Annotated in this window: 19 protein-coding genes and 1 pseudogene; 10 read left to right on the top strand and 10 right to left on the bottom strand. The window is 66.0% G+C overall.

Going from position 1 to position 25,677, the window contains the following annotated elements:
- Nucleotides 1-94: 94 nt before the first annotated feature.
- Nucleotides 95-3,010: a DNA topoisomerase III gene (locus tag U6958_RS32045; RefSeq protein WP_034368856.1), complete on the top strand. Its 2,916-nt coding sequence runs from the start codon at nucleotides 95-97 to the stop codon at nucleotides 3,008-3,010.
- 216 nt (nucleotides 3,011-3,226) lie between these two features.
- Nucleotides 3,227-4,006 (top strand): tyrosine-protein phosphatase, encoded by a 780-nt coding sequence (locus U6958_RS32040; protein ID WP_016449410.1) that lies wholly within the window; start codon nucleotides 3,227-3,229, stop codon nucleotides 4,004-4,006.
- Between the two features lie 654 nt (nucleotides 4,007-4,660).
- On the opposite strand, the gene U6958_RS32035 is transcribed toward U6958_RS32040, so the two are convergent.
- Both U6958_RS32035 and U6958_RS32030 read right to left on the bottom strand, forming a co-directional pair.
- Nucleotides 4,661-7,186: a penicillin-binding protein 1A gene (locus U6958_RS32035; protein WP_074920878.1), complete on the bottom strand. Its 2,526-nt coding sequence runs from the start codon at nucleotides 7,184-7,186 to the stop codon at nucleotides 4,661-4,663.
- 163 nt (nucleotides 7,187-7,349) lie between these two features.
- Nucleotides 7,350-7,919, bottom strand: coding sequence for a bacterioferritin (locus U6958_RS32030; RefSeq protein ID WP_017405563.1), 570 nt, complete (start codon nucleotides 7,917-7,919; stop codon nucleotides 7,350-7,352).
- A gap of 232 nt (nucleotides 7,920-8,151) precedes the next feature.
- Here U6958_RS32030 and U6958_RS32025 point away from each other — a divergent pair, with 232 nt between their 5' ends.
- The 3 genes from U6958_RS32025 to U6958_RS32015 all read left to right on the top strand — a co-directional run bounded on the left by U6958_RS32025 (nucleotide 8,152) and on the right by U6958_RS32015 (nucleotide 10,424).
- On the top strand, nucleotides 8,152-8,658 hold the full coding sequence (locus U6958_RS32025) for a glutathione peroxidase (protein WP_074920877.1): 507 nt from the start codon (nucleotides 8,152-8,154) through the stop codon (nucleotides 8,656-8,658).
- A gap of 129 nt (nucleotides 8,659-8,787) precedes the next feature.
- Nucleotides 8,788-9,852: an asparaginase gene (locus U6958_RS32020; RefSeq protein WP_016452086.1), complete on the top strand. Its 1,065-nt coding sequence runs from the start codon at nucleotides 8,788-8,790 to the stop codon at nucleotides 9,850-9,852.
- 113 nt (nucleotides 9,853-9,965) lie between these two features.
- Complete coding sequence (locus U6958_RS32015; RefSeq protein WP_074920876.1) at nucleotides 9,966-10,424, top strand: RDD family protein; 459 nt, start codon at nucleotides 9,966-9,968, stop codon at nucleotides 10,422-10,424.
- A gap of 102 nt (nucleotides 10,425-10,526) precedes the next feature.
- Here the strand turns inward: U6958_RS32015 and U6958_RS32010 are convergent, their stop codons facing one another.
- From U6958_RS32010 to sbcD, 4 genes are all read right to left on the bottom strand, one after another.
- Complete coding sequence (locus U6958_RS32010; RefSeq protein WP_074920875.1) at nucleotides 10,527-11,135, bottom strand: hypothetical protein; 609 nt, start codon at nucleotides 11,133-11,135, stop codon at nucleotides 10,527-10,529.
- Nucleotides 11,136-11,341: 206 nt separating this feature from the next.
- Nucleotides 11,342-12,280 carry a GSU2403 family nucleotidyltransferase fold protein gene (locus tag U6958_RS32005; RefSeq protein WP_083393557.1) on the bottom strand — a complete coding sequence of 313 codons (939 nt, stop codon included), beginning with the start codon at nucleotides 12,278-12,280 and terminating at the stop codon, nucleotides 11,342-11,344.
- 82 nt (nucleotides 12,281-12,362) lie between these two features.
- Complete coding sequence (locus U6958_RS32000) at nucleotides 12,363-15,860, bottom strand: AAA family ATPase (RefSeq protein ID WP_074920874.1); 3,498 nt, start codon at nucleotides 15,858-15,860, stop codon at nucleotides 12,363-12,365.
- The gene (gene sbcD, locus U6958_RS31995) at nucleotides 15,857-17,134 is read right to left on the bottom strand and encodes an exonuclease subunit SbcD (RefSeq protein WP_074920873.1); all 1,278 of its coding nucleotides are present in this window, start codon (nucleotides 17,132-17,134) and stop codon (nucleotides 15,857-15,859) included. Before sbcD ends, U6958_RS32000 begins: the two co-directional genes overlap by 4 nt.
- Before the next feature lie 135 nt (nucleotides 17,135-17,269).
- Between sbcD and U6958_RS31990 the strand changes: the two genes are divergently transcribed.
- The gene (locus tag U6958_RS31990) at nucleotides 17,270-17,656 is read left to right on the top strand and encodes a VOC family protein (protein ID WP_012202828.1); all 387 of its coding nucleotides are present in this window, start codon (nucleotides 17,270-17,272) and stop codon (nucleotides 17,654-17,656) included.
- A gap of 139 nt (nucleotides 17,657-17,795) precedes the next feature.
- On the opposite strand, the gene U6958_RS31985 is transcribed toward U6958_RS31990, so the two are convergent.
- Together U6958_RS31985 and U6958_RS31980 are read right to left on the bottom strand one after the other, a co-directional pair.
- Nucleotides 17,796-18,197, bottom strand: coding sequence for a hypothetical protein (locus U6958_RS31985; protein WP_074920934.1), 402 nt, complete (start codon nucleotides 18,195-18,197; stop codon nucleotides 17,796-17,798).
- A 32-nt stretch (nucleotides 18,198-18,229) separates the two neighbouring features.
- Nucleotides 18,230-18,871 (bottom strand): annotated as a pseudogene (locus U6958_RS31980) (N-acetylmuramoyl-L-alanine amidase).
- A 368-nt stretch (nucleotides 18,872-19,239) separates the two neighbouring features.
- Here U6958_RS31980 and U6958_RS31975 point away from each other — a divergent pair.
- The 3 genes from U6958_RS31975 to U6958_RS31965 all read left to right on the top strand — a co-directional run bounded on the left by U6958_RS31975 (nucleotide 19,240) and on the right by U6958_RS31965 (nucleotide 22,339).
- A complete protein-coding gene (locus U6958_RS31975) occupies nucleotides 19,240-19,851 on the top strand; it encodes a class I SAM-dependent methyltransferase (protein WP_016449866.1) in 612 nt (203 codons plus the stop codon).
- On the top strand, nucleotides 19,848-20,696 hold the full coding sequence (locus tag U6958_RS31970; protein ID WP_083393556.1) for a tRNA-uridine aminocarboxypropyltransferase: 849 nt from the start codon (nucleotides 19,848-19,850) through the stop codon (nucleotides 20,694-20,696). The genes U6958_RS31975 and U6958_RS31970 overlap by 4 nt, the downstream gene beginning before the upstream one ends.
- 494 nt (nucleotides 20,697-21,190) lie before the next feature.
- Nucleotides 21,191-22,339 carry an acyltransferase gene (locus U6958_RS31965; RefSeq protein ID WP_016449864.1) on the top strand — a complete coding sequence of 383 codons (1,149 nt, stop codon included), beginning with the start codon at nucleotides 21,191-21,193 and terminating at the stop codon, nucleotides 22,337-22,339.
- An 81-nt stretch (nucleotides 22,340-22,420) separates the two neighbouring features.
- Here the strand turns inward: U6958_RS31965 and U6958_RS31960 are convergent, their stop codons facing one another.
- On the bottom strand, nucleotides 22,421-23,068 hold the full coding sequence (locus tag U6958_RS31960; RefSeq protein WP_074920872.1) for a DUF924 family protein: 648 nt from the start codon (nucleotides 23,066-23,068) through the stop codon (nucleotides 22,421-22,423).
- Nucleotides 23,069-23,268: 200 nt separating this feature from the next.
- The gene (gene yjjJ, locus U6958_RS31955; RefSeq protein ID WP_074920871.1) at nucleotides 23,269-24,621 is read right to left on the bottom strand and encodes a type II toxin-antitoxin system HipA family toxin YjjJ; all 1,353 of its coding nucleotides are present in this window, start codon (nucleotides 24,619-24,621) and stop codon (nucleotides 23,269-23,271) included.
- Nucleotides 24,622-25,019: 398 nt separating this feature from the next.
- On the opposite strand from yjjJ, the gene U6958_RS31950 reads away from it, so the two are divergent.
- Nucleotides 25,020-25,568: a DUF1439 domain-containing protein gene (locus tag U6958_RS31950; protein WP_034366894.1), complete on the top strand. Its 549-nt coding sequence runs from the start codon at nucleotides 25,020-25,022 to the stop codon at nucleotides 25,566-25,568.
- Nucleotides 25,569-25,677: the final 109 nt, after the last annotated feature.

Raw genomic sequence — 25,677 nt, 5'->3', positions numbered from 1 at the left:
CGTGCGCGTACACGTACGTACACGCGTGAGCCATGGATTGTAGAAGCGCAGGCATGCGACATGCAGCTCCTGCGGGGAATGACGAGTACACACAATGACAAAGACCCTGGTGATTGCTGAGAAGCCTTCGGTCGCGCAGGACATCGTCCGCGCGTTGACTCCGGTGGCGGGCAAATTCGACAAGCACGATGAATATTTCGAGAGCGAGCACTACGTCGTGACCAGCGCCGTGGGCCACCTGGTGGAAATCCAGGCGCCCGAGGAATTCGACGTCAAGCGCGGCAAATGGAGTTTTGCCAACCTGCCGGTGATTCCGCCGTATTTCGACCTCAAGCCCGTGGACAAGACCAAGAGCCGGCTCAATGCCGTGGTCAAGCTGGCCAAGCGCAAGGACGTCACCGAACTCATCAACGCCTGCGACGCGGGCCGCGAGGGTGAGCTGATCTTCCGCCTGATCGAGCAGTACGCCGCAGGCGCCAAGCCGGACGGCAAGGGCCTGGGCAAGCCGGTCAAGCGCCTGTGGCTGCAGTCCATGACGCCGCAGGCCATCCGCGACGGCTTCCAGAACCTGCGCAGCGACAGCCAGATGCAGGGCCTTGCCAGCGCGGCGCGCAGCCGCTCCGAGGCCGACTGGCTGGTGGGCATCAACGGCACGCGCGCCATGACGGCCTTCAATTCGCGCGACGGCGGCTTCTTCCTGACCACCGTGGGCCGCGTGCAGACGCCCACGCTGTCCCTGGTGGTGGAGCGCGAGGAAAAGATCCGCAAGTTCGTCAGCCGCGACTACTGGGAAGTGCATGCCGCCTTCGACGCGCAGGCCGGCCAGTACCTGGGCAAGTGGTTCGATCCCCAATGGAAGAAGAGCGAGGATGCGGAAGCCCGCGCCGACCGCATCTGGAACCAGCGCGACGCCCAGGCCATCGCCGACGCCGTGCGCGGCAAGCCAGCCCAGGTCACCGAGGAGTCCAAGCCCACGTCCCAGGCCAGCCCGCTGCTGTTCGACCTGACCAGCCTGCAGCGCGAGGCCAACGGCAAGTTCGGCTTCTCGGCCAAGACCACGCTGGCGCTGGCGCAAAGCCTGTACGAGCGCCACAAGGCCCTGACCTACCCGCGTACCGACTCGCGCGCCCTGCCCGAGGACTACGTGCCCGTGGCGCACCAGACCTTCGCCATGCTGGCCGGCAGCGGCATGCGCCACCTGGCACCCTTTGCCCAGCAGGCGCTGGACGAGAACTATGTGCGCCCGACCAAGCGCATCTTCGACAACAGCAAGGTGTCGGATCACTTTGCCATCATCCCGACCACGCAGGCGCCCAGCGGCCTGTCCGAGGCCGAGCAAAAGCTCTATGACCTCGTCGTGCGCCGCTTCATGGCCGTGTTCTTCCCGAGTGCCGAGCACCAGGTGACCACGCGCATCAGCAAGGTCGAGCAGCACAGCTTCAAGACCGAAGGCAAGATCCTGGTCAAGCCCGGTTGGCTGGCCATCTACGGCAAGGAGGCCGCCAACGAGGTCGAAGGCGGCAAGGACGGCGACAAGGGCCAGCCCCTGGTCGCGGTGCAGCCCGGCGAGCAGCCGCGCGCCGGCCAGGTCGATCCCAAGGGCCTCAAGACCAAGCCGCCCGCGCGCTACTCCGAAGCCACGCTGCTGGGCGCCATGGAAAGCGCGGGCAAGCAGGTGGAGGACGACGAGCTGCGCGAGGCCATGCAGGAAAAGGGCCTGGGCACGCCTGCCACGCGCGCGGCCATCATCGAAGGCCTGCTGACCGAAAAGTACATGCTGCGCGAAGGCCGCGAGCTGATTCCCACGGCCAAGGCCTTCCAGCTCATGACGCTGCTGCGCGGCCTGGGCGTGGAAGAGCTCTCGCGCGCCGACCTCACCGGTGAATGGGAATACAAGCTGGCCCAGATGGAAAAGGGCCAGCTCTCGCGCGATGCCTTCATGCAGCAGATCCAGTCCATGACGGAAAAGCTGGTCAAGAAGGCCAAGGAATACGACCGAGACACCGTGCCCGGCGACTACGCCACCCTGTCCACGCCTTGCCCCAACTGCGGCGGCGTGGTCAAGGAGAACTACCGCCGCTACGGCTGCACGGGCAGCGACGGCCAGGGCGCGGGCTGCGGCTTCTCGTTCACCAAGTCGCCTGCAGGCCGCACCTTCGAGACGGCCGAGGCCGAGCAACTGCTGCGCGACCGCCGCCTGGGCCCTCTGGACGGCTTTCGCTCCAAGGCAGGCTGGCCCTTCGTGGCCGAGGTCACCATCGTGCACGATGAGGAAGGCGGCAACTACAAGCTCGAGTTCGACTTCGGCGACGACGCCGCTTCCGAAGACACGGGCGAGCTGGTGGACTTCGCCAGCCAGCAATCGCTGGGCCCCTGCCCCAAGTGCGGCGCGCCCGTCTTCGAGCACGGCAGCAACTACGTCTGCGCCAAGGCCGTGCCCACGCTGGCCCAGGCCACGCCCAGCTGCGACTTCAAGAGCGGGCAGATCATCCTGCAGCAGCCCATAGAGCGCGAGCAGATGCAAAAGCTGCTGCAGACCGGCAAGACCGACCTGCTGGACAAGTTCGTCTCCAACCGCACGCGCCGCAGCTTCAAGGCCTTCCTGGTGTGGGATGGCGCGGCCGGCAAGGTGAACTTCGAGTTCGAGCAGCGCGACAGCAAATACCCGCCGCGCAAGACGGCGGCCGCCAAGAGCGCGCCGGCCAAGAAGGCACCTGCCAAGAAGGCCGCGGCCAAGACCACGGCAAAGACGGCCACCAAGACTGCGCGCAAGCCGGCTGCCGGCACGCTGCAGCCCAGCGCGGCCCTGGCCGCCGTCATCGGCGAAGGCACGGTGGCGCGTACCGAGGTGGTCAAGAAGCTGTGGGAATACGTCAAGGCCCAGAACCTGCAGGACCCCAAGGACAAGCGCGTCATCCGCGCCGATGACAAGCTGCGGCCCGTCTTCGGCAAGGACAGCGTGAACATGTTCGAGCTGGCCGGCATCGTGGGGAAACATCTCACCCCCTGAGGCGCTTACGCGCCTTCCCCCTCTACTCGCTCCGCGAGGGAGGGGGACGACACCCTCGGTGCGGGGCGGCGCGGCCGGCTTAGGCCCTTCCTCGGTGTCCCTGGCTTTGGGGCGCGCCAGTTTTGAGGGCAGTGTTTGAGCTCTACACCAGCGGGTCGCCGGCCTGACATGGGGGCAACACATGCTTGGGCTAATCTAGCGGGTATGGATACCGAAATGCTCACCCCGGCAGCGGCTGCCGCCGCTGCTTCCTCCCCGGCGCCCTCGCGCTCCATCCGCCTGGACGGCGCCTCCAACTTCCGAGACCTCGGTGGCTACGCGGGCCTGGATGGCCGGCGCGTGCGCTGGCGCACGCTGTTCCGTGCCGACCACCTGGCCGGCCTCAGCGCAGCGGACCTGGACGTGCTGCAGGGCCTGAAGCTCGCGCGCAGCGCGGACTTCCGGGGCAAGATGGAAAGCGCCCACCTGGCCTACGAATGGCCGGGCATTGCCCGCCATGCGCTCATCGTCGAGCCCACCGTGGTGCAGCGCGCCAGTGCCCTGATCGCCGCAGGCAACGACCTCACGGCCGCCCATGCCGAGGAGCTGATGCAGGACACCTACCGCAGCTTCGTGCACGCCTACGCACCGCGCTTTGCACAGTTGTTCCAGCTGCTGCTGGACAGCCAGGATCCGCTGGTCTTCCACTGCACGGCCGGCAAGGACCGCACGGGCTGGGCTGCCGCCTTGCTGCTCACCGCGCTGGGCGTGGACGAGGACACCGTGATGCAGGACTACCTGCTGACCAACCAGCTCTACCAGCGGCCCGCTACCACCTTCGCCCCCATGCCAGCCGAAGTGATGGATGTGCTGTGGCGCGTGCAGGCCTCCTACCTTGCGGCCGCCACCGACATGGTGCGGGCCGACTTCGGGGGGATGGAAGGGTATCTGCGGGATGCGCTGGGCATCGACAGTGCGGCACGCGAGCGGCTGGCCGCGCTTTACCTCGAAGGGTGATTACCTTCGCTCACGGGGCGGCAGGGTGGCGCAGCTAACATGGGCTGTGCCGGTCGGTTGCGCCGGAGTTCAAGGAGATTGCGATGAAATACGGCATGCGTGAGCTGGCCGCGATGGTGCTGGTGGCCCTGAGTGTGGGGCTGGCTGGCTGTGCGGGTGGGGTGCCTGGGGATGTTGCGGGGAGCCAGGCGTCCAGTGGCAGTGGGGTGACGGTGTTTGGGACTGTGGATGCCAATGTGAGTCATACGCGGACTTCGCGGTGACTTTTTGTGCTTTGGTTCTTTCGCTGGATTTGTCCCTGCCGGGTGGTTGTTTTTCGAGGCCGGGTTTCGGCCCGGCGGCCGACCTACTTTCTTATCGCGCGATAAGAAAGTAGGCAAAGAAGCGCGCCCCACTGCCCACGACCCTTCGCTTCGCTGCGGGCGACCTGCGTTGTGCGGGATGCGGGGTGCGCCGTGAAACTCGTTGCGCGCTGCGCGCTTCACTCAAACATCACGGCGAGCTAGACAACGAAGCAAGCCTGTCCTTCGGCAGGCTTGCCACCCCGCATCCCGCCCAACGCAGGCGTGGGCAGAAGGGGGGAGGCTGGGGAACAGCCAACAGCCAACAGCCAACAGCCAACAGCCAACAGCCAACAGCCAACAGCCAGCCGGGTCAGGGCTGGATCGGCGTGATCACCACGCCGGTGCCTGCGGGGGCGTCTTCGCCGCCGGGCAGGGCGGGCGTGGCGGGGGTGGCTTCCTGCACTGCGCGCTGGTCCGTGGGGCCCAGCGTGCCCTGGGTGAGGGGGATGTTGGGGGCGGGCAGGGCGGGGGTGCTTTCTATGATTTCCTCGCCGGGCGACAGGCCCGGGCCGGGTGGCTCCGTGGGCTCGGGTGCGGGTTCAGGGGTCGGCGCCGGCTCCGGGGTGGCGGGTTGGCCGGGCTGTGCGGGCGGCTGCTGGTCGGGCCACCAGCCCTGCATGCGTTCGCGCAGGCGGCCGACCATGTCGGACCACCAGTGGCTTTGTTCGGGTGGCTCGAAGCGGGCCTTGGCGTCGATGACGGGGCTGCGCAGGGCGCGGGACATGAAGTCTCCCACCATGGGCAGGGCGCTGCGCGAGCCCTGGCCCCAGCGGTCGCTGCGCAGGGTGATGCGCGCGTCGTTGAAGCCGGCCCAGGCGCCGGTGACGATTTCCGGGTGCATGAGGATGAACCAGCCATCGGCATTGCCCTGGGTGGTGCCGGTCTTGCCGGCCACGTCGGCGTGGATGCCGTAGCGCTGGCGCACGGCCACGGCCGTGCCTTTGTCCACCACGGCGCGCAGCATGTCCACCAGGGCGTAGGCGTGGTCTTCGTCCAGCGCGCGCTCGGGCTTGGGCGGGCTGAATTCGGCGATGACCTTGCCGTCGGCGTCCTCGATGCGCGTGACCATCATGGGTGGCAGCCAGCGGCCACCGTGTGCCAGGCTGGCATAGGCGTTGACCATCTCCAGCAGTGACACCGGGCTGCTGCCCAGGGCCAGGGCGGGAACCTCGTCCAGCGGGCTCTGGCGCACGCCCAGGGCGCGGGCCAGGCGTGCCACGCGGGCGGGGCCCACGGACTGCATGACTTCGGCGGTGATGGTGTTCTTGGAGTAGGCCAGGGCGTCGCGCAGCGTCATCTCGCGGCCCGTGGGGGGCGTGGCGTCGGTGGGGCGCCAGACTTCGCCGCCGGCCAGCTGGATTTCCACGGGGCTGTCCACGCGCTTGTCGCCGGGGGTGGCGCCCTGCTGCAGCGCGGCGCCATAGACAAAGGGCTTGAAGGTGGAGCCGGGCTGGCGCCGTGCCTGCTGCACGTGGTCGTAGGCGTCCTGCGTGAAGTCGCGGCTGCCTACCCATGCCAGCACTTCGGAGGTGGCCGGGTTCAGCGCCACGAAGCCTGCCTGCACGCGGGTCTTGTCCTCGCGCAGCTGCTTCATGAAGGCCTTGTCGGCCAGCAGGGCCTTGAGGGTGTCTTCCTCGCTGTCCTTGTCCGTTGCCTTGTCCTTGCCTTGGCTGTCCGCGCGTTTGCGCGCGGCACGCCAGGCGGGGGTCTCTCGCACGAGTTGCTGCACCAGCGGGTTGGAGGCGTTCCAGCCGTCGCGCTGGCTCCAGGCGCCATTGGCCACGCCCTGCAGCGTGCGCGTCTGGCGCGCCACGGCCTGGTTGGCCCAGTTCTGCAGGCGCGAGTCGATGGTGGTGTGCACCACCAGGCCATCGGTGTAGATGTTGTAGTCGTTGCGGTCGGCCCAGTCGATCAGCCACTTGCGCAGATGCTGCGCGAAGTGCGGCGCCATGCCCAGGGGCTCTTCCTGGCGCTCGAAGTTGATGCGCATGGGACGCTTCTTGAGCTGGGCGAACTCGGCCTCCTGCAGCACGCCGCGCTTGACCATTTGCGACAGCACCGTGTTGCGGCGGTACAGCGCGCGGTCGGGGTTGAGCACGGGGTTGTAGTAGCTCGTGCCCTTGAGCATGCCCACCAGCGTGGCGCTTTCCAGCACCGTCAGCCGCGCGGCCGGCTTGTCGAAATAGGTGCGCGCCGCCATCTCTATGCCGAAGGCGTTGTAGAGGAAGGGCACGGTGTTCAGATAGGTCTCGAGGATCTCGTCCTTGGTGTAGAGCGCCTCGATCTTGAAGGCCGTGATCGCCTCCTTGAGCTTGCGGTTGAGCGTGGGCGCGCGGCCGATTTCGGTCGGGTACAGGTTGCGTGCGAGCTGCTGGGTGAGGGTGGAGCCGCCCTGCGGATCGCCGCGCAGCGTGTGCACCACCGAGCCCAGCGTGCGGCGCCAGTCCATGCCGTGGTGTTCGTAGAAGCGGTGGTCCTCGGTGGCAATCAGCGCCTTGATCACCGAGGGCGACATCTCGTCGAGCTTCACCCACTGCCGGTTGCTGCGCTTGAACTGCGCGAGCTGCTTGCCATCCGCGCTCATGATCTGGGCTGGCTGCTCCAGCTTGGCCTTGCGTATGTCGCGGATGCCGGGCGTGAACGGGATCAGGGCCAGCACATACAGCGCGAACAGCAGCGGCAGCGCAGCGGCGAACAGCAGCCATTCGCGCCGGGTGGGCCAGCGGTGCCACCAGGGCAGGGCCGCCACGCGCTGGCCGATGCGGCTGGCCAGCAGCCTTTGCCAGGCTGCGAGTACAGCGTCGGGCAGCTTCAAGTCATTGAAAGAAAAGCGCATATTGCAAGACGGCCCTGATGACAGGACATCAGGGCCGATAGGGCGGGACCATTTCGCGAAGGCTAGAGAATGCCCAAAAAAGCGGCACCCCGCTCGCGCGGGGTGCCTTGCCTATGGGCCAAGCCCCGGTATTGTCGGGCTGGCGTGTACTGGCGGGAAGTGCTTATTTCTCCAGCCAGTCGGACAGCTCGTCCGCGTGTTCCTGCTCCTGCTCCAGGATGGATTCGATCAGCCGGCGCGTGGTCGGGTCCTTGTCGCCGATCAGGTCGATCATCTGGCTGTAGGCCTCGATGGCCACGCGCTCGGCGATCAGGTTGGTGCGGATCATGGCCTTCAGGTCCGTCTCGCCGTTGTAGTCGGCATGGCTGCGCTGGGTCAGCGTCTGGGGGTTGAAGTCGGGCTCGCCGCCCAGCTGCACGATGCGCTGGGCCAGCTTGTCGGCGTGGGCCATTTCCTCGTTGGCATGGACCAGGAACTCGTCGGCGATGGCCGGCGAGGCCAGACCCACGGCGGTGAAGTGATGGCGCTTGTAGCGCATCACGCACACCAGCTCGGTGGCCAGCGAGTCATTGAGCAGCTTGATGATGTCCTCGCGCCAGGGCCCGAAATGCGGGGTCACGGCGCCATCGTCCAGGCTGCGCTTGGCAGCCTCCAGGGCCTTGGGGTCCAGCGCCAGGTGGCCGTTGCCGGGGTTGGATTTGGCTTGCTTCGTGGGGGTGCTGTTGGCGTTCATATAGGTGGTCTCTTCATCGTGGGACGGAAACTACGGCAGGCATGCGCCTATGCGGCTTGTAAACACCTGCCAGCGAAACGGGACCAGGCGGGCCGCTGTGCCCGCCTGTTGCCTTCCAAGGTAAGTTTTTGGCCGCCTGCTGTCTGTGAGACAAGTCCGCATCCCCATGCCCGGCCAGCGCGCCCCCGGGTGTCCCGGCGCTACCATGGATGCTCCACTTCAGGAGCACCGCATGAATGACACCGCCGCCGCGCCCCGCTCGGCCTACGACTTCGAGGCCACCTCCATCACGGGCCAGGCCGTTCCCCTGTCGGACTACCGTGGCAAGGTGCTGCTCATCGTCAACACCGCCAGCGCCTGCGGCTTCACGCCGCAGTACGCGGGACTGCAGGCGCTGCATGAGCAGTACGGCGAGCGCGGCCTGGTGGTGCTGGGCTTTCCGTGCAACCAGTTCGGTTCCCAGGAAAAGGGCAGCGAATCGGAAATCGCCAATTTCTGCGACCTGAACTTTGGCGTGCGCTTCCCGCTCATGGGCAAGATCGACGTCAACGGCGCCAATGCCCACCCGCTGTACCGCTGGCTCACGGCCGAGGCGCCGGGCGTGCTGGGCACCAAGGCCATCAAGTGGAACTTCACCAAATTCCTCGTCGGCCGCGACGGCCAGGTCATCCGCCGCTATGCGCCGCAGGATGCGCCGGCCAAGCTGTCCACGGACATCGAGGCCGCGCTGGCGCTTTGATGCGTTGATGCGCGTTGATGCGCGCTGATCGCGCCTGTCCATCGGGGTTTCACGCAGGGCCGGCAGCGCGGGCCGGCCGCACGCCATGGTTAGCATGCTCCTTGACATCACAACAAGGAGACAACACCCGTGAAAGCCTTCCGCCGCACCGCCCTCGCCCTGCTCACTGCCTGCACCCTGCCCATGATTGCTACCAGCGCCGCCGCCCAGGACAAGCCCGTGGTCCAGTTCATCGCCACGGGCGGCACCATTGCCATGAAGATCGACCCGGTCAAGAACGCGCCCGTGCCCGCGATCTCGGGCGACGACCTGCTGGCCACCGTGCCCGACGTGGGCAAGTACGCGCGCATCCAGGTCAACAACCTGTCCAACGTGCCCTCCGACTACATGGACCCGGCCCGCTGGGTGCAGCTCACCCAGGCCGTACAGGCCGCGCTGGCCCGCCCTGAGGTGGCTGGCGCCATCGTCTCGCACGGCACGGACACGCTGGAGGAAACCGCCTTCTGGCTGGACCTGACCGTGCAGTCGTCCAAGCCCGTCGTGCTCATCGGCGCGCAGCGCAATGCCTCGGTGTCCGACTTCGACGGCCCGCGCAACCTGCTCAACGCCGTGCGCATCGCCGTGGACCCCAAGGCGCGCGACAAGGGCGCCATGCTGGCCATGAACAACCAGATCAACGCCGCGCGCTACGTCACCAAGACACACACGGCCAACGTGGAGACCTTCCGCTCGGGTGAATTCGGCTTCCTGGGCGAGGTCTACCCGGACCGCGTCAGCTTCGCCTCCGCCCCCGCGCGCCGCCAGCACCTGCCCATCCAGGCGCAGACCATGCCCGAGGTGGAAATCTTCCCCATGTACGGCGGTGCCAACGGCCAGGCCGTGCGCCAGGCGGTGGACCGTGGCGTCAAGGGCATCGTCATCGACGCCCTGGGCATGGGCAACATGAACGTCGCCATGCTCGATGCCGCCAAGTACGCCATCGGCAAGAACGTGCCCGTGGTCGTCAGCACGCGCGTGCACAACGGCCGCGTCATGCCCAGCTACGGCTTCGAGGGCGGCGGCAAGACCTCGTTCGAGGCCGGCGCCGTCATGGCCGACGACCTGCGCGCGCCCAAGGCGCGGATCCTGCTGATGCTGGCGCTGCAGTCCGGCGTGACGGGGCAGAAGGACCTGCAGGCGGTATTTGATCGATAGTTCGACCGACAGGCCGCCGCAACCCTGCCGCGCAGGCCCTGGTCTTGCGCGGCATTTCTGGCGGGGCACCGAGGTGGCACACTGGCAGCCCCATATGCCAACCAGGGCGCACCATGCAGGTTGACGATCTCGAATACGTGGGCTTCTGGGCCCGCACCGGCGCCGCGCTGATCGACACCGTGATCCTGCTCGTGCTCATGCTGCCGGCCCTGATCTCCATCTACGGATGGGAATACCTGGAGTCCGAAAAACTGTTGCACGGCCCGGCCGATTTCGTCATCTCCTGGGTGCTGCCTGCCATTGCCGTCGTCATCTTCTGGATCAAGAAACAGGCGACGCCGGGCAAGATGATCATCTCCGCCAGGATCGTGGACGCGCAGACCGGCGCGGACATGAGCACACGGCAGGCCGTCATTCGCTACCTGGCCTATTTCGTGTCCATCATCCCGCTGTGCCTGGGGCTGATCTGGGTGGCCTTTGACCCGCGCAAGCAAGGCTGGCACGACAAGATTGCGGGCACCGTGGTGGTCAGGCCCAAGCACCGGGGCGTGCAGCCGGTGAAGTTCCACTGATATCCATATCGCACTGCTCCAGCGCGCTGGCCGTTTGTGCCTCGGCCTGCTTCAACGCCTTCTGGCTGTCTGCCAGGTTGCGGGCAAGGCCCGCCCCGTGGCTCAATCCTCGTCCAGCCCCGGCTCGTCCACCACGAAGCCCGAGCCGTCCTCGTCGCAGAACACGCATTGCTGCACGAAGCTGTCCATGCTGCTGGCGTGGAACCAGATCAGGCCCTGGTCTTCGTCGCAAAGCATGTCGGTCTGCTCGTCCACGCTGGCGGCGGCAAAGCCGCTCAGTTCCATTTCTTCGAGGAACTGCTCCAGGTCCTCGCAGCCCGCAAACAGCTCATGGTCCAGGCTGCCGATGCGGCCCTTGAAGGCGCCGTGCAGCACTTCCACGAAGGGGTTGCCGCCGGGGTCATGGCCAATGACCATGAAGTGCGCGGCAAACAGGTTCTCGCGCTGGTGGTCCTCCACGTCGCAGTGCTCCGAGCCTGCGCGGAAGTGGTGCAGGGTGCGCAGCCAGGCGTGGTTGTCGCCGGTCTCGTCGTCGGCCTGCAGGTAGTCCTCGCGGTCGGGCGCCGCTTCGAGCCGGTCGAAGTCCAGGCCGTTCTGCGTGATCAGGAACTGCGCGTAGGCGTCGGAGAAGCCTTGCGCGGCCTGGTAGTCGCGCACCGCCTGGGCGTCGGGCAGGGCCAGGCCGAAGGGATTGGGAAAGCGCACTTGCATGGAGCGGTCCTTGAAAAGGAGTGAACGGCGGCCAGGCAGGCCGTGCCCGCAGGATGGTGCAGGCGTTGGGCGGCAGTTTGGTGACAGTTCTGTATTGAGCTGCAGAGCAGAGCAAAGCAGTGGCACGCAATGACTTCCCATATGTGCGTTGAACCCAGGCCTGCCTGCTCACAAATTGCACAGGTCTCAGACGTATCCGAAAGCACTCATAGAGGCAAGTACCCGTCCACCAGCGCTTGCACCACGTCCGCTTGCAGTACATCCCGCCTGCGCTTGATGGCCTCTCGCTCGCGCAGGCCGGCCATCCATCGCTTGAACGCGACGAAGGTTGCCGGGTGGACGGTATGCATGCGCGCCATGGCTCCATTGCTGGCGACGATGACGGCTGAAAACGGTGGCGCATCCAGCAGCACGTTGGCACGCCTGGCCTGGGCCACCCAGAAGTCTTCCTCGGCGTCGCTGAGTTTGATGGGGTGGGGATCGTCTGCCACACGTTCGCGACGGATGATGTCCACTTCAAAACCGTCTTTGTTGACGGCCGTGTAGAGCTGGCTTTTGCGCAGGCGGAACGTGCTGTCCACCTTCTTCAGTACGCCGAGCATGGAGCTGTCTACGCGGGCGAGTTGCGTGGCAAATTGCAGCCGCTTGCGGGTATCCCACAACAGGTCCATGTCGCGCGTGGCCAGGGCATCTGCCTGTAGCCGCAAGCCGGCTGCTGCCTCGTACGCGTAAAGCGCATGCGTTCCTACCACGCGAAAGTGCGGACTCAGCCCGGTGATCGACAGACGGTTGAGCAGCTCCACCACCAGCGGGTCCACCCTGCCTACGCGCAGCGCACGATTCAGTCGCTGGTGCTGGGCCAATGCGGCCTTGAGCCCGGCCAAACGCTCGGCGCTTTTCTGTTTGCGCTGCATGAAGCGTTCATAGATGGCTTCGGTTTCCGGCGTGCGAAGACCGAGGCTGGTTTCGGCGCCCGCAGGCGTGGTGCGGATCAGGTAGCTGGATTGAGGAGACGACGCCGGACCCGCATGCCAATACATGCCACCGCGTACTTGAGCCCCTTCATCCCGGGCTTCTTCCAGGGCTTCGAAGGTGGATACGGCGTCTATGTACTGGCGGGCCGCTGATGGCTGGAGGTCTTGCATTTCGGTATTTTTTTGAGAATTTCTCTTTTATACCGAAATTCTTTTAAAAACAACAGCCTAAGAGATTTTGAAACGCTTCGGATCACGAAGAAACCACCAGCCTCGAATGCCCCACGCCACCGCCTTTCTCCACCCGCACCTGCACGGCGATGCGTTCCTTGAGCGCCTCCACGTGGCTGATGATGCCGATCATCTTGCCGCTGTCGTTGAGCCGGTCCAGCGCGGTGAGTGCGATCTCCAGCGTGTCGGCATCGAGCGTGCCGAAGCCTTCGTCGAGGAACAGGGAGTCGATGGAGGTCTTGTGGCTGACCAGGTCGGACAGCGCCAGGGCCAGGGCCAGACTGACGAGGAAGGCCTCGCCGCCCGATAGCGTGCGCGTGTCGCGCGGGGTGTCGCCCTGCCAGCTGTCGACGATGTCCAGTTCCAGCTCGCCCTCGGGCTTGCGGCGCAGCAGGTAGCGGCCGTGCAGGCGCGACAGGTGGAGGTTGGCCAGGTGCAGCAGGTGGTCCAGCGTGAGGCCTTGGGCAAAGCGCCGGTATTTGTCCCCCTTGGCCGAGCCGATGAGGCCGTCCAGGTGCTGCCACAGCTCGCTGTCGCTGGCCTGGGCCGCAATGCGCTCGAACAGGGCCTGCTGGCCCTGGCGGCGGCGCTGGTCGTCGGCCAGCTGGGTGCGGACGCCGCCCAGTTGTTCGCTGAGTGCGTTGCGGCGTTCCTCCAGCGTTTGCAGGCGGGCCTGGATTTCTTCGGGCGCCGCCTCGGTCAGGGCCTGGGCCTGCAGTTGCGCGTGCTCGCGCTGTGCGGCTTCGAGCAGGGTGGCAGCGCGCTGTTGTGCCGCCTGCAGTTGCTGGCGCAGCGCGACCAGGCGCTGGCGTTCGGGTGCGGGCAGCAGGGCCTGCAGGTAGGCGGGTTCGTCAGCAAAGGGACTGGCGGCCAGGGCGGCCTGCCATGCGGATTCGGCCTGGGCCGCTTCCTCGCGCTGGCGGGCCAGCGTGGCCTGGGCCTGTTGCTGCTGGCCTTGCAGGGCATCCTGCTGCCGCGTGAGAGCGGCGATGTCGCTGACGCATTCGGCCAGGGCCTGCGGCAGCTGTTCCAGGGGCGGCATGGGGAGTGAAGGCGGCTCTGCCACAGCCGTATCGACGGGATGGTGCTGCGCCGTTCTCTGCACCTCGCACTGTGCCTCCCACTGTGTTTCCGACTGCTTTTTCCAGCGCTGCGCATCGGCCTCGGCCGCCTCGCATTCCTTGCGCTGCAAGGCCATCGATTGGGCCAGTTGCTGCAGGTCGTGCCGGGCCTGCTGCCAGTGCTGCCATTCGGCTTCGCGCGCTTCAAGCCAGGGCTGGGCGTCGTCGGGCAGGGTGTGGCCGGCCTCGCCGAGCGAAGCCTGCAACTGCGCGTTCAGCGCCTGGGCTTCGGCCTGCAGGCCGGCGATGGATTGCTGCAGTTCTTCGCGGCGTGCGCTGTGGTCGGCCAGGGCCTGCTGCTGCAGCGCAAGCTGGCCTTGCGCGGTCTGCAGTGTCTGGCGGCTGTGTTGGGCGGCGTCCTTGGCCTGTTGCACGGCCTGCTCGCCTTGCTCGGCGGCCTGCACGGCGCGCTTGAGCGTGTCCAGCTGCCGGGCGCAGGCCTGGGCCGATGCGGCGAGGGTGTCGGCCTGTTGCCAACTGTCTGGCGCGAGTTGCAGGGGTTGCGTGAGGCCCTGCCATGTGTCGTACCATGTGTCGTGCCAGCGTGCGATGTCCTGTTCCAGTTCGTCGGCCTGGCGCTGGCGCGCCGCCTGCGCGGCCGTGGTGGCGGCCAGCGTGGCGCGGGCGGTTTCGCCCTGGGTTTGCAGGGCGTCGAGTTCCTCCTGCTTGCGGCGCAGCGCGGCTTCGGTGGCCGAGGCGTCCAGCGCTTCGTAGGCGGCCACGGCCGGGTGCTCTTGCGCGCCGCACAGCGGGCAGGGCTGGCCGGGCTGCAGGGCGTGGCGGTGCTCGGACAGGCTTTGGATGCGCTGCTCCTGGGCCAGCAGTTTTTGCTTGTCACGGACCTGTTCTCGCACGTCTATGTAGCGCGTGCGCAGGGCTTGCCAGGTGTCCGTCTGCTGCTGCGCCAGTGCTGTGCCTTCGCGCAATTCCCGGGCCAGTGTCTGTTGCTGGCGCGCAAGTTCGCGGCGCTGCGCGGCCTGGGTTTCTGCCTGGCGCCACAGGTGCAGGCGGTCCTGCTCTGCCTGCTCGCGCGCGCGCAGCTCGGCCATGCCGCCGCTGCCTTGAAGGCGCTGCGCCTGTTCGTCCTGCGCGTGCTGGAGTGCGGCGCTGGCGCGGGCCTGGGCATCGGTGGCGGCTTGGACCTGGGCCGCGCCGGCTTCGACGCTTTGCGCCATGCGGGCCTGTTCGGCATCCAGCTTGCGCAGGGCCTGCTGCTGGTGGGCCGCCTGCTGTTGCTGGCTGGCGCGCAGCTTGAACTGCTGGCGCCAGCTGCCCAGGCGCTCGCCCAGCAGGGCATGGGCTGCATGGTGGGTGCAGAACTGTTCCAGCGTTTGGTGCTCGGCCTGCTGGCGGGCCAGGGTGTCTTGCGCAGCCTGGGCCAGGCGGGCGGACAGGGCCTGGGCATGGCGGTGCTGCAGCAGCAGGCGGGTCTGGGTCTGCTGTTCGTGCTCGCGCAGTTGCTGCAGTTGCTGGCGGCTGTCATCGCAGGCGGCGGTGCTGCGCTGCCAGGCCTGGTGCAACGGCTGCAGCGCTTGAGCAGGCTCGTCGTTGGCCAGTCTTTCCAGTTCGGGCGTGGCCTGCTCCAGTGCCTGGGCGGCGTCTGCGCAGCCGGTGCGGGCGGACTGCAGTGTCTGGGTGGCCTGGGCCAGTTGCTGCTGCCATTGGTGCTGGGCCTGGGCGCGCAGGTAGTCGGCCTGCAGCGTGGCCTGCTCCGTCACCAGGCTGTCGGCCTGGGCATGCAGGGCATCGCGCGCCTCGGGCGTCAGCAACTCCACGCCATCGGCCTGGGCCTTGAGCTGGTCCAGGCGCTGGCGCGCATCGCGGGCGCGTTCGAAGACTTTCTGCGAGATGAGGCCGTAGATCTCGGTGCCTGTCAGCTCTTCCAGCAGGCCGGCGCGCTCATTGGCATTGGCTTGCAGAAAAGCCGCAAAGCCGCCCTGGGCCAGCAGCATGGACTTGGTGAAGCGATCGAAGTCCAGCCCCGTGATGGCGGCGGTCTGCTCGAGCTTGTCGCGCGTCTGGCTGCTGAGGATGCTGCCGTCGCCCCGGGCCAGTTCCACCTTGGGCGCCTGCAGTGCGCCATCCACCCTGTCGCGTGCGCGGCGCTGGCTCCAGAAGGCGCGGTAGACCTGTCCCTTGACCTCGAATTCGACCTCGGCCAGACAGTCGGCCGTGTGGCGCGTCATGAGGTCGTTGGCGGATGCCGAGATGGTCTTCAGGCGCGGTGTCTCGTGGTACAGCGCCAGGCAGATGGCATCGAGCAGGGTGGACTTGCCCGCGCCCGTGGCCCCGGTGATGGCGAACAGGCCGTTGCCCGCGAACGGTGCCTGCGTGAAGTCGATGCGCCATTCGCCCTTGAGCGAGTTGAGGTTCTTGAGCCGCAGCGTAAGGATCTTCATGCGCGGGCCTCCTCGCCGTGTTCGCCGGCGCCTGGGTGGGGCGCATCAAGCCCGGCCACCACCTCCTGGTAGCGCCGGGTGAGGGCCTGGGCCATGCCAGGCTCCAGTGTTTCCAGCGCCAGGCGGTGCTCGAAGACGTCGGCGGGGCTGATCTCGTGCAGCGACTCGCCAGCGGCGGCGGCCATGCCGGCCACCGCCCGGCCGCGCTGGCGCCGCACGCGCAGCAGTTCCACGGGCAGCTCGTCGGCCAAGGCCTGCACGCGGTCGGTGAGCTGGAGCAGGTAGTCGTCCTGCTCCACCACCACCTCCAACCACACGGGCCGTGCAGGGCTGCCGGCCTGGGCGGTGGCGCGCATCAGATCCGGCAAGGCGGCCAGGCGGCCCGCGACCGAGGCCATGGGCTGAAAGCAGGGAACGGGCAGCGGCGTGACGGACTGCAGCCCTTCGGGGCCCAGGTCCACCAGCAGCATCTGCTTGGACTGGTGGGCCTCGTCAAAGCTCAGCGCAATGGGCGAGCCGCTGTAGCGGATGTGCTCCAGGCCGCCCACTTTCTGCGGCTGGTGGATGTGGCCCAGGGCCACGTAGTCGGCGGGTGGAAAGGCCGAAGTGGGAAACGCGTCCAGCGAGCCCACATAGATTTCGCGCACGGACTCGCTGCTGCTGGCGCCCACGGTGGTGAGGTGGCCCGTGGCGACGATGGGCAGGCGCTCGCCGCGTGTGGCGGCCAGCGCATCACGGCGAGCGATGGCGGCGTCGTGCACGTTGCGGTAGCAGGCCTCAATGGCGGCCTGCAGCGCCTGCTGTTTTTGCTCGGCGCTTTGGCCCGCCTGGCTCAGCATCACGTCGCGCGGGCGCATGAAGGGCAGGGCACAGACGATGCAGCCGGGCATGGCAGGCTGGCCCGGCCGGCGCCGCAGCGGCAACTCCACCACGTGGCTGGCCGTCTCGCCCACGGCGGCCACCACGGTGGTGTCCAGGCAGGCCAGCAGCTCGCGGCTTTCGGCCAGCGTGGCCACGGAGTCATGGTTGCCGCCCAGCAGCAGCAGGGCCACGCCCGCCGCGTGCAGGCGCACCACGAGCTGGCTGTACAGCTCGCGCGCATAGCTGGGCGGCGCGCCGGTGTCGAAGATATCGCCCGCGATGAGCACGGCATCCACCGCCTGGGCATCGACCTGCTCCAGCAGCCAGTCGATGAGCGCGGCATGCTCTGCCTGGCGGCTCTTGCCCATGAAGTGCTGGCCCAGATGCCAGTCGGAAGTGTGAAGAAGGCGCATGGTTTCGGTATCGCGGGGTCCAATGTCCGCCGGCTCTGGCGGGGGCGACAGTATGGTCGCTGGCGCGCATGGGTGACAGCAGGACGGCTTGCCGCAGCTAACATCCCGGTTCGCATCAACCAAGGAGACACAGGCATGTTCAGCCACGTCATGGTCGGGGTCAACGACCTCGAAAAATCCAAGCAGTTCTACGACGCATTCCTGGGCGCGCTCGGCATTGCGCCGGGCATGGCCAACAAGAACCGCTATTTCTACCGCAGCGCGGGCGGCACGTTTGCCATTTCCACACCGATCAACGGCGAGGCCGCCTGCCACGGCAATGGCGCGACCATCGGCTTTGCGACGCAGTCGCCCGAGCAGGCCGACGCGGCCCATGCCGCCGCCGTGGCAGCCGGGGGCGTGACCTGCGAGGATCCGCCCGGCTGGCGCGAGGCTTCGCCCGGTGGCCGGCTGTACCTGGCCTATGTGCGGGATCTGGATGGCAACAAGCTGTGCCTGTTGCATCGGCCGCCGAAGGCCTAAGTTTCTGACCGTGCCGGACGGTGTTTTTTCGGGGCTGGAGCCCTGACGTCGAAACGCCAAAATGCAAATAGCCGATGTGCCATAGCTGCACTCGGCTGTTTTTATTGCGATTGGCCAACGTGGTGCCGCGCCAGAACAATCACCATTGAAATGGCTTGAACTTGCATTTTGGGCAGTGCAATACCGTATTGTCCCTGCCCTCCAGGAACAGCGCACCGCCCCGGAACTGGTTGATGCTCCAACTTCCACGGCTGCCATCGCTGAATGCGATTTCGCCGCTTGCATAGCAGGGCGACCAGTCTAGCGTGTAGTGTGCGTCGTTTTCGTTGGTGGTTTTTGCCTGTTGAAAATAACGGCGCACCTGGGAGATGGTCAGGACAAAGTTGGCGCAACTCACCGCTGGGTCTTTTTCGACGGGCGATTTGGCCGCGTTTTCCTGGATGGTGATCTGGCTGATCTTGGGAAGTATCAGTGGGCACAGTGGTGGCTCGAACTCTGAGCCTTTTGTGCATTGATTGGCGGCGGAGGCGGTGCTAGCCATAACAACTAGCAGGGGTAAGGTTAATAGTGATCTCACCATTTTGCTGAAATCGCTTCCGTAGGATTTTTTCTAGAGACTTCTGGGTGCCTGAAAACTTCGCTCATAGATATTCTTAGTGTCAGCGTTAATTCCGCGATAAGCCACTGTAGTGCATTGTTCTGCTCGCTTGTAACGGCCTGATAAGTTTTCTTTCCGTCTGGTATGTTCCCGCCACGAGGAAGTGCTTCACCTACCAATTAAATGCCAATGCTGTCTTGGTTGGCCGGAAATCGTGCTGGAACCTTTTTCAGCATCTCGCGCTTGTTCTCTTGGGTTGGATTGAAGCGTTGTAACGATTTTAATTCAACTGGCGTGCATCGCTTTTCCAGTAAACAACGCGCTTTTATTTTGCCAATGTGCCATGTTTGTTTGTAAAGGGAAGCGGTTTGATATATTGTTCCATCTTTCTCTATCAGGAAATGTGCTCCATTTGCTGATGGGTTTTTGTAACTATCAATTGAAGACTGTGCTGTCGATCCTCCAGTTTGATGAACAATGATGCCATGAATTTCCTTCATTTCACCACGTTCAATGGTGGGTGCGATGGCTCGCTTTATAAGGGAGTGGATTGCTATTCCATTTCTATCAATTATTAGCATTTTAGTACCAATGATGTAGGCCTGCCGATGGCCCATGGGTGTTAATTTGGTATTTTGCTGGATATCGTAATTGCCGTTGATATGTTAGCCATGATGGGTATTGAGTGGTTGGGTTGAATTTGTAAAATTATGCAATCCTGATCTTTTTGTCATATCTCGCAGTTTTTTAGATGTTTGGGCGGCTGTTGTTGTGATCTGATATGCAAATCAGTCTGTCTTGCGGAGTAGCAACTGTCTTGGCTTATGCGGGCGATCAAGAAATTGGTCGACAACCGGACAGGCCCGGCCTCGGAAAAAAGCATCACCCGGCAGGGGCAACAAACACGCGTTCCCATACCCACTGCCCTCTGCGCCATACTCCCGCCCGAACGCGCCCACCGGGCGCTCACCCCCAAGGAGAATGCGTGCAATCAGCAAGTGACCAGTGGTTCGACGAGGCGTACTACCAGCGCTACTACTTCGACAAGAAGACCAGCGTGGTCGACACCGAGCATGTGAACCGGCTGGGCGCTTTCGTGTGTTCCTATCTGAACTATGTGCGGGTGCCGGTGCGCCGCGTGCTGGATGTGGGCTGCGGCATCGGTCTGTGGCGCGAGGCGGTGCAGCGCCACTTCCCCGGTGCCAGCTACCACGGCGTGGAGTTCAGCGAGTACCTGTGCGGGCGCTTCGGCTGGGAGCGCGGCTCGGTGGTGGACTATGCGGCGCATGATCCTGCAGAGCCCTTCGATCTGGTGATCTGCCAGGGCGTGCTGCCCTATCTGAGCCCGCCGGATCTCAAGCGCGCGCTGGCCAATCTGGGGCGGTTGAGCCGAGGCGGTCTGTATGTGGAGGCGGTGGCGCGCGAGGATTACGAACGCGGCGTGATCGATGAGGATCTGACCGATCCGCGCCTGTTCCGCCACCGGGCCGATCTGTACCGTCGCGGGCTGGCCGAGCATTTCAAGGAACTGGGTGGCGGCGTGTGGCTGAGCCGCCGCGCCGAGCTGCCGCTGTTCGAGCTGGAAAGCGTGGGATGAGCATGGAGCTGCCTGACCAGGCTCCGGCGTCTCCGGTGCCCCTGTCCTATTTGCGTGGCGTGGATTCGGGCGTGGCGCCGCATGCGGTGTCGCGCCTGCGCACGCAGCGGCTGGCGCGCAGCACGCGGCCGTTCCTGTCGCGCGGCGGGCCGCGCGGCGAGCGCTGCGAGGGTTGCCGGCTACGGCCTTCGCACTGCATCTGCGCGCTGCGTCCCATGCTGCCGACGCGGGCGGGTTTTTGCCTGCTGATGCACGATGCAGAGCCGCTCAAGCCCAGCAACACGGGCTGGCTGATCGCCGATGTGGTGGAGCAGACGCACGCCTTCGGCTGGGCGCGCACCGAGGCCGATGCGGGCCTGCTGGCGCTGCTTGCCGATCCGCAGTGGCAGTCCTATGTGGTGTTTCCGGGTGAGTTCGTACAGCCGCCGCAGCGCGTGGTGCACACGCTGCCGGTGCCCCAGGCCGCGGTCGTGCCGGGCCAGGAGCGGCGCCCGCTGTTCATCCTGCTGGATGCGACCTGGCCCGAGGCGCGCAAGATGTTCCGCAAGAGCCCTTACCTGGACCGCTTTCCGGTGCTGAGCCTGCACCCGGATCAGGTCTCGCAGTACCGCCTGCGCCGCTCCCAGCGCGAAGACCACTTCTGCACCAGCGAGGTGGCCGCCCTGTGCCTGGAGCTGACGGGCGATGCGGGCGACCGGCGCGCGGGCCGCGCGCTGGAGAGCTACCTGGCGCTGTTCACCGAGCACTATCTGCGCGCCAAGAACCAGCAGCCGGTGCAGGCAGACAGTGCCGCGCACCGGGGTCTGCAGGACGCCGTCTCATCCCGCTGTACGCCTGAAGAATAAAAACGATAGCGGTAAACGCTTGTGTTCATTGGGATTGGCGTCGTTTTGTTCCAAATTGTTGACGGCACATCCATCGCACCGGCCCGGTGTGCGCCGGTGGCTTCACGGGGTGGAACGGGCCAGGGTGCAGCGGCGCCAGCACAAACCTCCTGTTACGTTCTGGCTGCAGGGCGCCTCCCATACTCGCGGCGTGCGAAGAAAGGCGGGTGGACGGCAGGGCGGGGGCATAGGATCCCGGGCTGAATGTCCATCGAACCTCGTCCCCGGGCGGTGATGGCTAGAATTGGATTTCGCTGAAATTCATCGGCCTGGCCCCGCTCAAGCGGGGCTTGTTCGTGCACGCAGGGCTGTCCGTCGAGGTGGCCCGCATCCTCAGGGCGCGCCGCACCGCGGCACGCGGATTGCTGTTCACCGCATCCGCCGGGAACCTTGGGACGTGCCGTCTCTCTTATCGCGCTGGACCATGCGTTGCACCCTTCGGGGTCGGCTGCGCCATGGCCGCGTGCTCCATTTTCTTGGGGTTTGTTCATGGCTCGGGGCCCATTGCTCCGGCGTTGGAAAGGTGTCCGGTTTTGGTGGTCAAGGATTTCAAACTGCGCTACAACCCCGCCCTTGACGGGCTGCGGGGCGTGGCGATCCTGTTGGTGATCTTGTCGCACTCCCATGCGCCTCTGTTTGATGGCGCGTTCTTCGGGGTCGACCTGTTTTTCGTGCTCAGCGGCTATCTGATCACTTCGCTGCTGCTGATGGAGAACGATTCCGAGGGCCGCATCGGCTTCTGGCGCTTTTACCGCCGCCGCTTCTTCCGCCTGATGCCGGCGCTGGCCCTGTTTCTGGCCGCGTACTGCATCTTCGCGCCCATGCTGTGGCCGGACCTGAACGACATCTACTCCGATGCGCTGGTCTCCATCCTCTATCTGGCCGACTACGGCATCGCCTTCTTCGACAGCCCGGACACGCTGCTGCACATGTGGTCGCTGTCGGTGGAGGAGCACTTCTACCTGATCTGGCCGCCGCTGCTGGTGCTGCTGCTGCGCTTTTCCAAGCCGGGCCGCCTGTGGCGCCCCATTGCCCTGCTGTGGGCGCTGAGCTGGCTGTGGCGCGTGTACTGGGTGGACCAGGGTCAGCACTTCTATGAGATCTTCTTCCGCTTCGATACCCGCGCCTCGGGCCTGTTCGCCGGTGCGCTGCTGGCGGCGCTGATGATCGAGCGCCCGGACTTCATCGCTGCGCTGAAGGCGCGCATGCACCACGCCATGTGGGTGCCGCTGGCCGTGCCGCTGTTGATGGCGCTGCAATGGGACAACCAGGACGCCATGGTCTGGGGCATCACCGTGGTGGAGTGCGCGGCCGTTGTGCTGCTGGTGGCGGTGAGCCAGGGCTCGGGCCTGGTCTACGACATGCTGTCGTCGCCCATGCTGGTGAAGCTGGGACGCCTGTCCTATGGCGTCTATCTCTGGCACTACCCGGTGGTGCGCTATCTGCGCGCCGACTTCTCGTGGCCCGTGGTCGTGGTGCTGGGCCTGGCGATCTCGGTGGTGCTGTCGGCGCTGTCCTTCTACACCATCGAGCGCTGGGCGCTGCGCATGCGTGATGGCGAGCGCAAGGGCGGCGAGCGCCAGCCGCAGGCGCAGCCGGCCTGAATGCCGGCAGGGCGCCGAAAGCAAAAAAGGGAACGTTGGCACGTTCCCTTTTTTTGTGGGTGAAGGAGATCCGCTGCGCTCTCAGAACCCTGCGCCGGGCTGGGACAGGTACTGCAGTTCCTCGGGCGTGCTGGTGCGGCCCAGGATGGCATTGCGGTGCGGAAAGCGGCCATAGCGCACGATGACGTCGCGGTGCCGGTGGGCGTAGTCCAGCGTGCCGGCCAGGAACTCGCGCACGCCCTCGCCGCCAGTGTCACCGGCCTGGTCGGCCAGGGCCTGGAAGGCGGCCACGCTGCGGTCCTGCAGGGCCAGGTTCTCGGCATGCTCCAGCGGCAGGTAGCAGAAGATGCGGGCCACGGCGGGCAGGTCGGCATGCCGGTCATGGCCCTGGGCGATGCCGTCCAGCGCCAGCTGCAGCGCCTGCGGGTCGCCCGCAAAGCTGCGCGCCGTGCCCCGGAACAGGTTGCGCGTGAACTGGTCCAGCAGCACGATCAGCGCCAGCCTGCCCAGCGCCGTGCCGGCCCAGGCGTCGAGTCGGCCGGCCAGCGCGTCTTCGACCAGGGCGCCGAAGCGCTCGCGGATCTGGTTGTCGGTGGCATCGGACTTGATGAACCACAGGTTCTTGCAGGCCAGGGCGCTTGCATTGTCGGGGCGGGTGGAGCCCAGCCAGTAGCCGAGCACGTCGGCAATGCGGGGGTCTGCGGCGGAGGAGGGTGCAATGCTGGTCATCGGGGGCCCGTGTCTGGTCGGATGAGGAAAGCTTCGATTGTGCAGGCGGTGGCGGGCCGAGGCTGTGGATGGCCGGTTCTCCGCAGATGGATAACAGTTTGCGCAGAGCTTTTTCCAAACAATATGCACAGATTTTTCAAGAGGATTTCTATTGGTTATCAACAGGTGGCGTCATTGATTCCATTGGAGGTGCTTGAAAATCAAGCGGCAAGGGCATCAAGATTGCTTTCGGCAATACTGCGGAATTCCCCGGAGATGCGCGCATCCTGCGCCACGGCCCACCAGAAGCGCCGCGCCAGTGCCTGGGCGCGCGGCCATTCGGCCAGCGTGGCGGCCGTGGGACGCGGGGGCTGGGCGCTGAAGTCGCGCTCCACGATCTCGCCATTGATGGGCATGTAGAGCATGGGCAGCATGTCGTAGGTGGGCGACAGCGCCCAGTCGCCCTGCGGCTGCGGCAGCACGAAGGAGATGTTGCCGTAGTGCCGGTCGGTATTGGCGATGAGTTGGCCGTAGGCCTCGAGCAGGCGCAGGCTGCGCGCATCGGTCTCGGTGATGAGGCCACGCGCCGCCAGGCGGCTGGCCGTGGCGGCCCAGTTGTCCACCTCGCCCACGTACTGGGCATTGAGCACCTGCAGGGAGACCATGCCTATGCGTCCGGGGTTGCGGTCCTGCGGCGGTGCGCAGCCCGGCTCGGGCTGGCTGCGATCGAAGCGCTCCGATTCGAGAAAGGCCCGGCCGCCATCAATGAACAGCCGCGTGCGCGCGGCGGGCAGGCCGTCTTCGGCCAGGGTCTGCAGCGCCAGATGTTCGCAGACCAGCAGGTCGCGTATGCGCTGCTCGGCCGGCGCGTCGCCTGCCGGGGAGAACTTGACGATGACGCTGCGCCCGGCCGTGGTGCAGCAGAACTTGGGCTGCTCGCCGCCCGCCGACGAGCCCGGATGCGTGCCCTGCATGGCCTGCATGGCCAGGCGCGGATACTCGGCCGGCGACTCGGCGCGCAGCGCGCGGGCGGGCAGGGTGTGGAAGCGCTCGAACGCGGCTTCGCCCACGATGAGGTTGCCCGGCAGGTCCTCGCCGAAGCGGGCCAGGGCGCGCAGCACGTCGTCCTCGCCCCATTGGCGCGGGTCGCCGCCCAACTGCAGTTCGGGATGGCTGTGCGCAAAGGTGCGGCCGATGAAGCCCTGGGGCCGCATGTCGTCCAGGAACCAGGGCAGGCCGTCGTGCTGCTCGCTGAGGCCATCGGCCTCGTCCACCCAGAAGCCGCCGCCGTGCAGCGCGATCATGCGGCCGAAGGGCGATGCGTGGCCTTCGGTATCCACGCGCATGATGGCCACCTCGGCGCCCACGCCCGCCACCTGGCGCGGCAGCACATAGCGCTGCGTGCGCGCCGCACCCACCTTGCGCACCTGGCCCGACCGGATCAGCGGCGCCAGCGCGCGCGACACGGTGGGCTGGCTCACGCCCAGCATCTGCTGCAGCTCGCGCGCCGCCAGCGCACCGCCCTGGCGGCGCAGTGCCGCCAGTACCTGGGTGGAGAGGTCTTCCAAGGCCATGGGAATCAATTGATGAATGAATAAAAATAGGGGGTAATTTATTAAAAATCAATGATTTATGCAAATCAATGAATGAATATATGAATAAATTAATGCGCCGGTGGAGGGCCGTGCCCAAGGCCGCGGCAAAGCTGGGCGGGCGGGAGGGCCGGCCAGAAGGATTGGGTGATGTTTCCGTACGGGTGGCGGTACTGCCTATGTCTGATGGGCGCTCGCTGTGAAGCGCCTTCGCGCAGGTGCCGGGCAACACCCACTGCAGGGACAGGGAATAGCCCCTGGCGGGACAATGCCGATCTCAAAAAACATAGCGCCATGCGTATGGCATGCATGGCGCTTCAGGGTTTCGTGTCGGGCTTTCTGGGGCTTGTGCTGTCGTGATGAATCGCCGCTTTTTGTTGATGGTCCTGGCCACGGGCTGCAGCCTGGCTGCGACCGGATGTTCGGGAAAGTCCGGGCCTGGAAATGTCTCGATTTCGCGGCAAAGGCTGCAGGAGGTGGTGGCCCAGCGCTTTCCACGGCAATTCCCCGTGGCCGGCATGCTGCAGCTCAAGCTGCATTCGCCGGTGCTGGGATTGCTGCCCGAGCGCAACGCGCTCAATGCGGTGTTGCAGGCCGATCTGTCGGGACCCGTGCTCAAGCAAGCCTATGGCGGCCATCTGAACCTGGACTTCGCGCTGCGCTACGAGCCCACGGACCGCACGCTGCGCGCCCACCAGATCAAGGTCAACAGCCTGGTCATCAACGACCTGGCCCCCGCCATGAGCGACATGATCACCACCTACGCCAGCGCCCTGGCCGAGCAGGCGCTGGGCCAGCTCGTGCTCTACCAGCTGCAGGACAAGGACCTGGCCCTGATGGACTCTTTGAACATGGAGCCCGGCGCCATCACGGTGACGCCGGACGGCCTGAGCGTGGCCCTGGTCCAGAAGCCCGTCGCGCCGCGCTGAGAGCTGCGCCGTGCGGGCGGTGCTCGGTTCAGCCGTGCGCCTCCATCCGAGCGCCTCGGTAGCCGGTGCATGGCGGCGAGCGCGGAGACTGGCCATGCAATCTGCGTGG

The organism is Delftia lacustris (assembly GCF_040267515.1).
Taxonomy (GTDB): Bacteria; Pseudomonadota; Gammaproteobacteria; order Burkholderiales; family Burkholderiaceae_C; genus Comamonas; species Comamonas tsuruhatensis.
Note: the sequence above shows the minus strand (reverse complement) of the source record. Positions and strands in the feature narration are given on the sequence as shown.

Coding starts and splice junctions, on each gene's coding strand:
- U6958_RS32045 (WP_034368856.1), top strand. CDS start 95: ATGACAAAGACCCTGGTGATTGCTGAGAAGCCTTCGGTCGCGCAGGAC.
- U6958_RS32040 (WP_016449410.1), top strand. CDS start 3,227: ATGCTCACCCCGGCAGCGGCTGCCGCCGCTGCTTCCTCCCCGGCGCCC.
- U6958_RS32035 (WP_074920878.1), bottom strand. CDS start 7,186: ATGCGCTTTTCTTTCAATGACTTGAAGCTGCCCGACGCTGTACTCGCA.
- U6958_RS32030 (WP_017405563.1), bottom strand. CDS start 7,919: ATGAACGCCAACAGCACCCCCACGAAGCAAGCCAAATCCAACCCCGGC.
- U6958_RS32025 (WP_074920877.1), top strand. CDS start 8,152: ATGAATGACACCGCCGCCGCGCCCCGCTCGGCCTACGACTTCGAGGCC.
- U6958_RS32015 (WP_074920876.1), top strand. CDS start 9,966: ATGCAGGTTGACGATCTCGAATACGTGGGCTTCTGGGCCCGCACCGGC.
- U6958_RS32010 (WP_074920875.1), bottom strand. CDS start 11,135: ATGCAAGTGCGCTTTCCCAATCCCTTCGGCCTGGCCCTGCCCGACGCC.
- U6958_RS32005 (WP_083393557.1), bottom strand. CDS start 12,280: ATGCAAGACCTCCAGCCATCAGCGGCCCGCCAGTACATAGACGCCGTA.
- U6958_RS32000 (WP_074920874.1), bottom strand. CDS start 15,860: ATGAAGATCCTTACGCTGCGGCTCAAGAACCTCAACTCGCTCAAGGGC.
- sbcD (WP_074920873.1), bottom strand. CDS start 17,134: ATGCGCCTTCTTCACACTTCCGACTGGCATCTGGGCCAGCACTTCATG.
- U6958_RS31990 (WP_012202828.1), top strand. CDS start 17,270: ATGTTCAGCCACGTCATGGTCGGGGTCAACGACCTCGAAAAATCCAAG.
- U6958_RS31985 (WP_074920934.1), bottom strand. CDS start 18,197: ATGGCTAGCACCGCCTCCGCCGCCAATCAATGCACAAAAGGCTCAGAG.
- U6958_RS31970 (WP_083393556.1), top strand. CDS start 19,848: ATGAGCATGGAGCTGCCTGACCAGGCTCCGGCGTCTCCGGTGCCCCTG.
- U6958_RS31965 (WP_016449864.1), top strand. CDS start 21,191: ATGGCCGCGTGCTCCATTTTCTTGGGGTTTGTTCATGGCTCGGGGCCC.
- U6958_RS31960 (WP_074920872.1), bottom strand. CDS start 23,068: ATGACCAGCATTGCACCCTCCTCCGCCGCAGACCCCCGCATTGCCGAC.
- yjjJ (WP_074920871.1), bottom strand. CDS start 24,621: ATGGCCTTGGAAGACCTCTCCACCCAGGTACTGGCGGCACTGCGCCGC.
- U6958_RS31950 (WP_034366894.1), top strand. CDS start 25,020: ATGGTCCTGGCCACGGGCTGCAGCCTGGCTGCGACCGGATGTTCGGGA.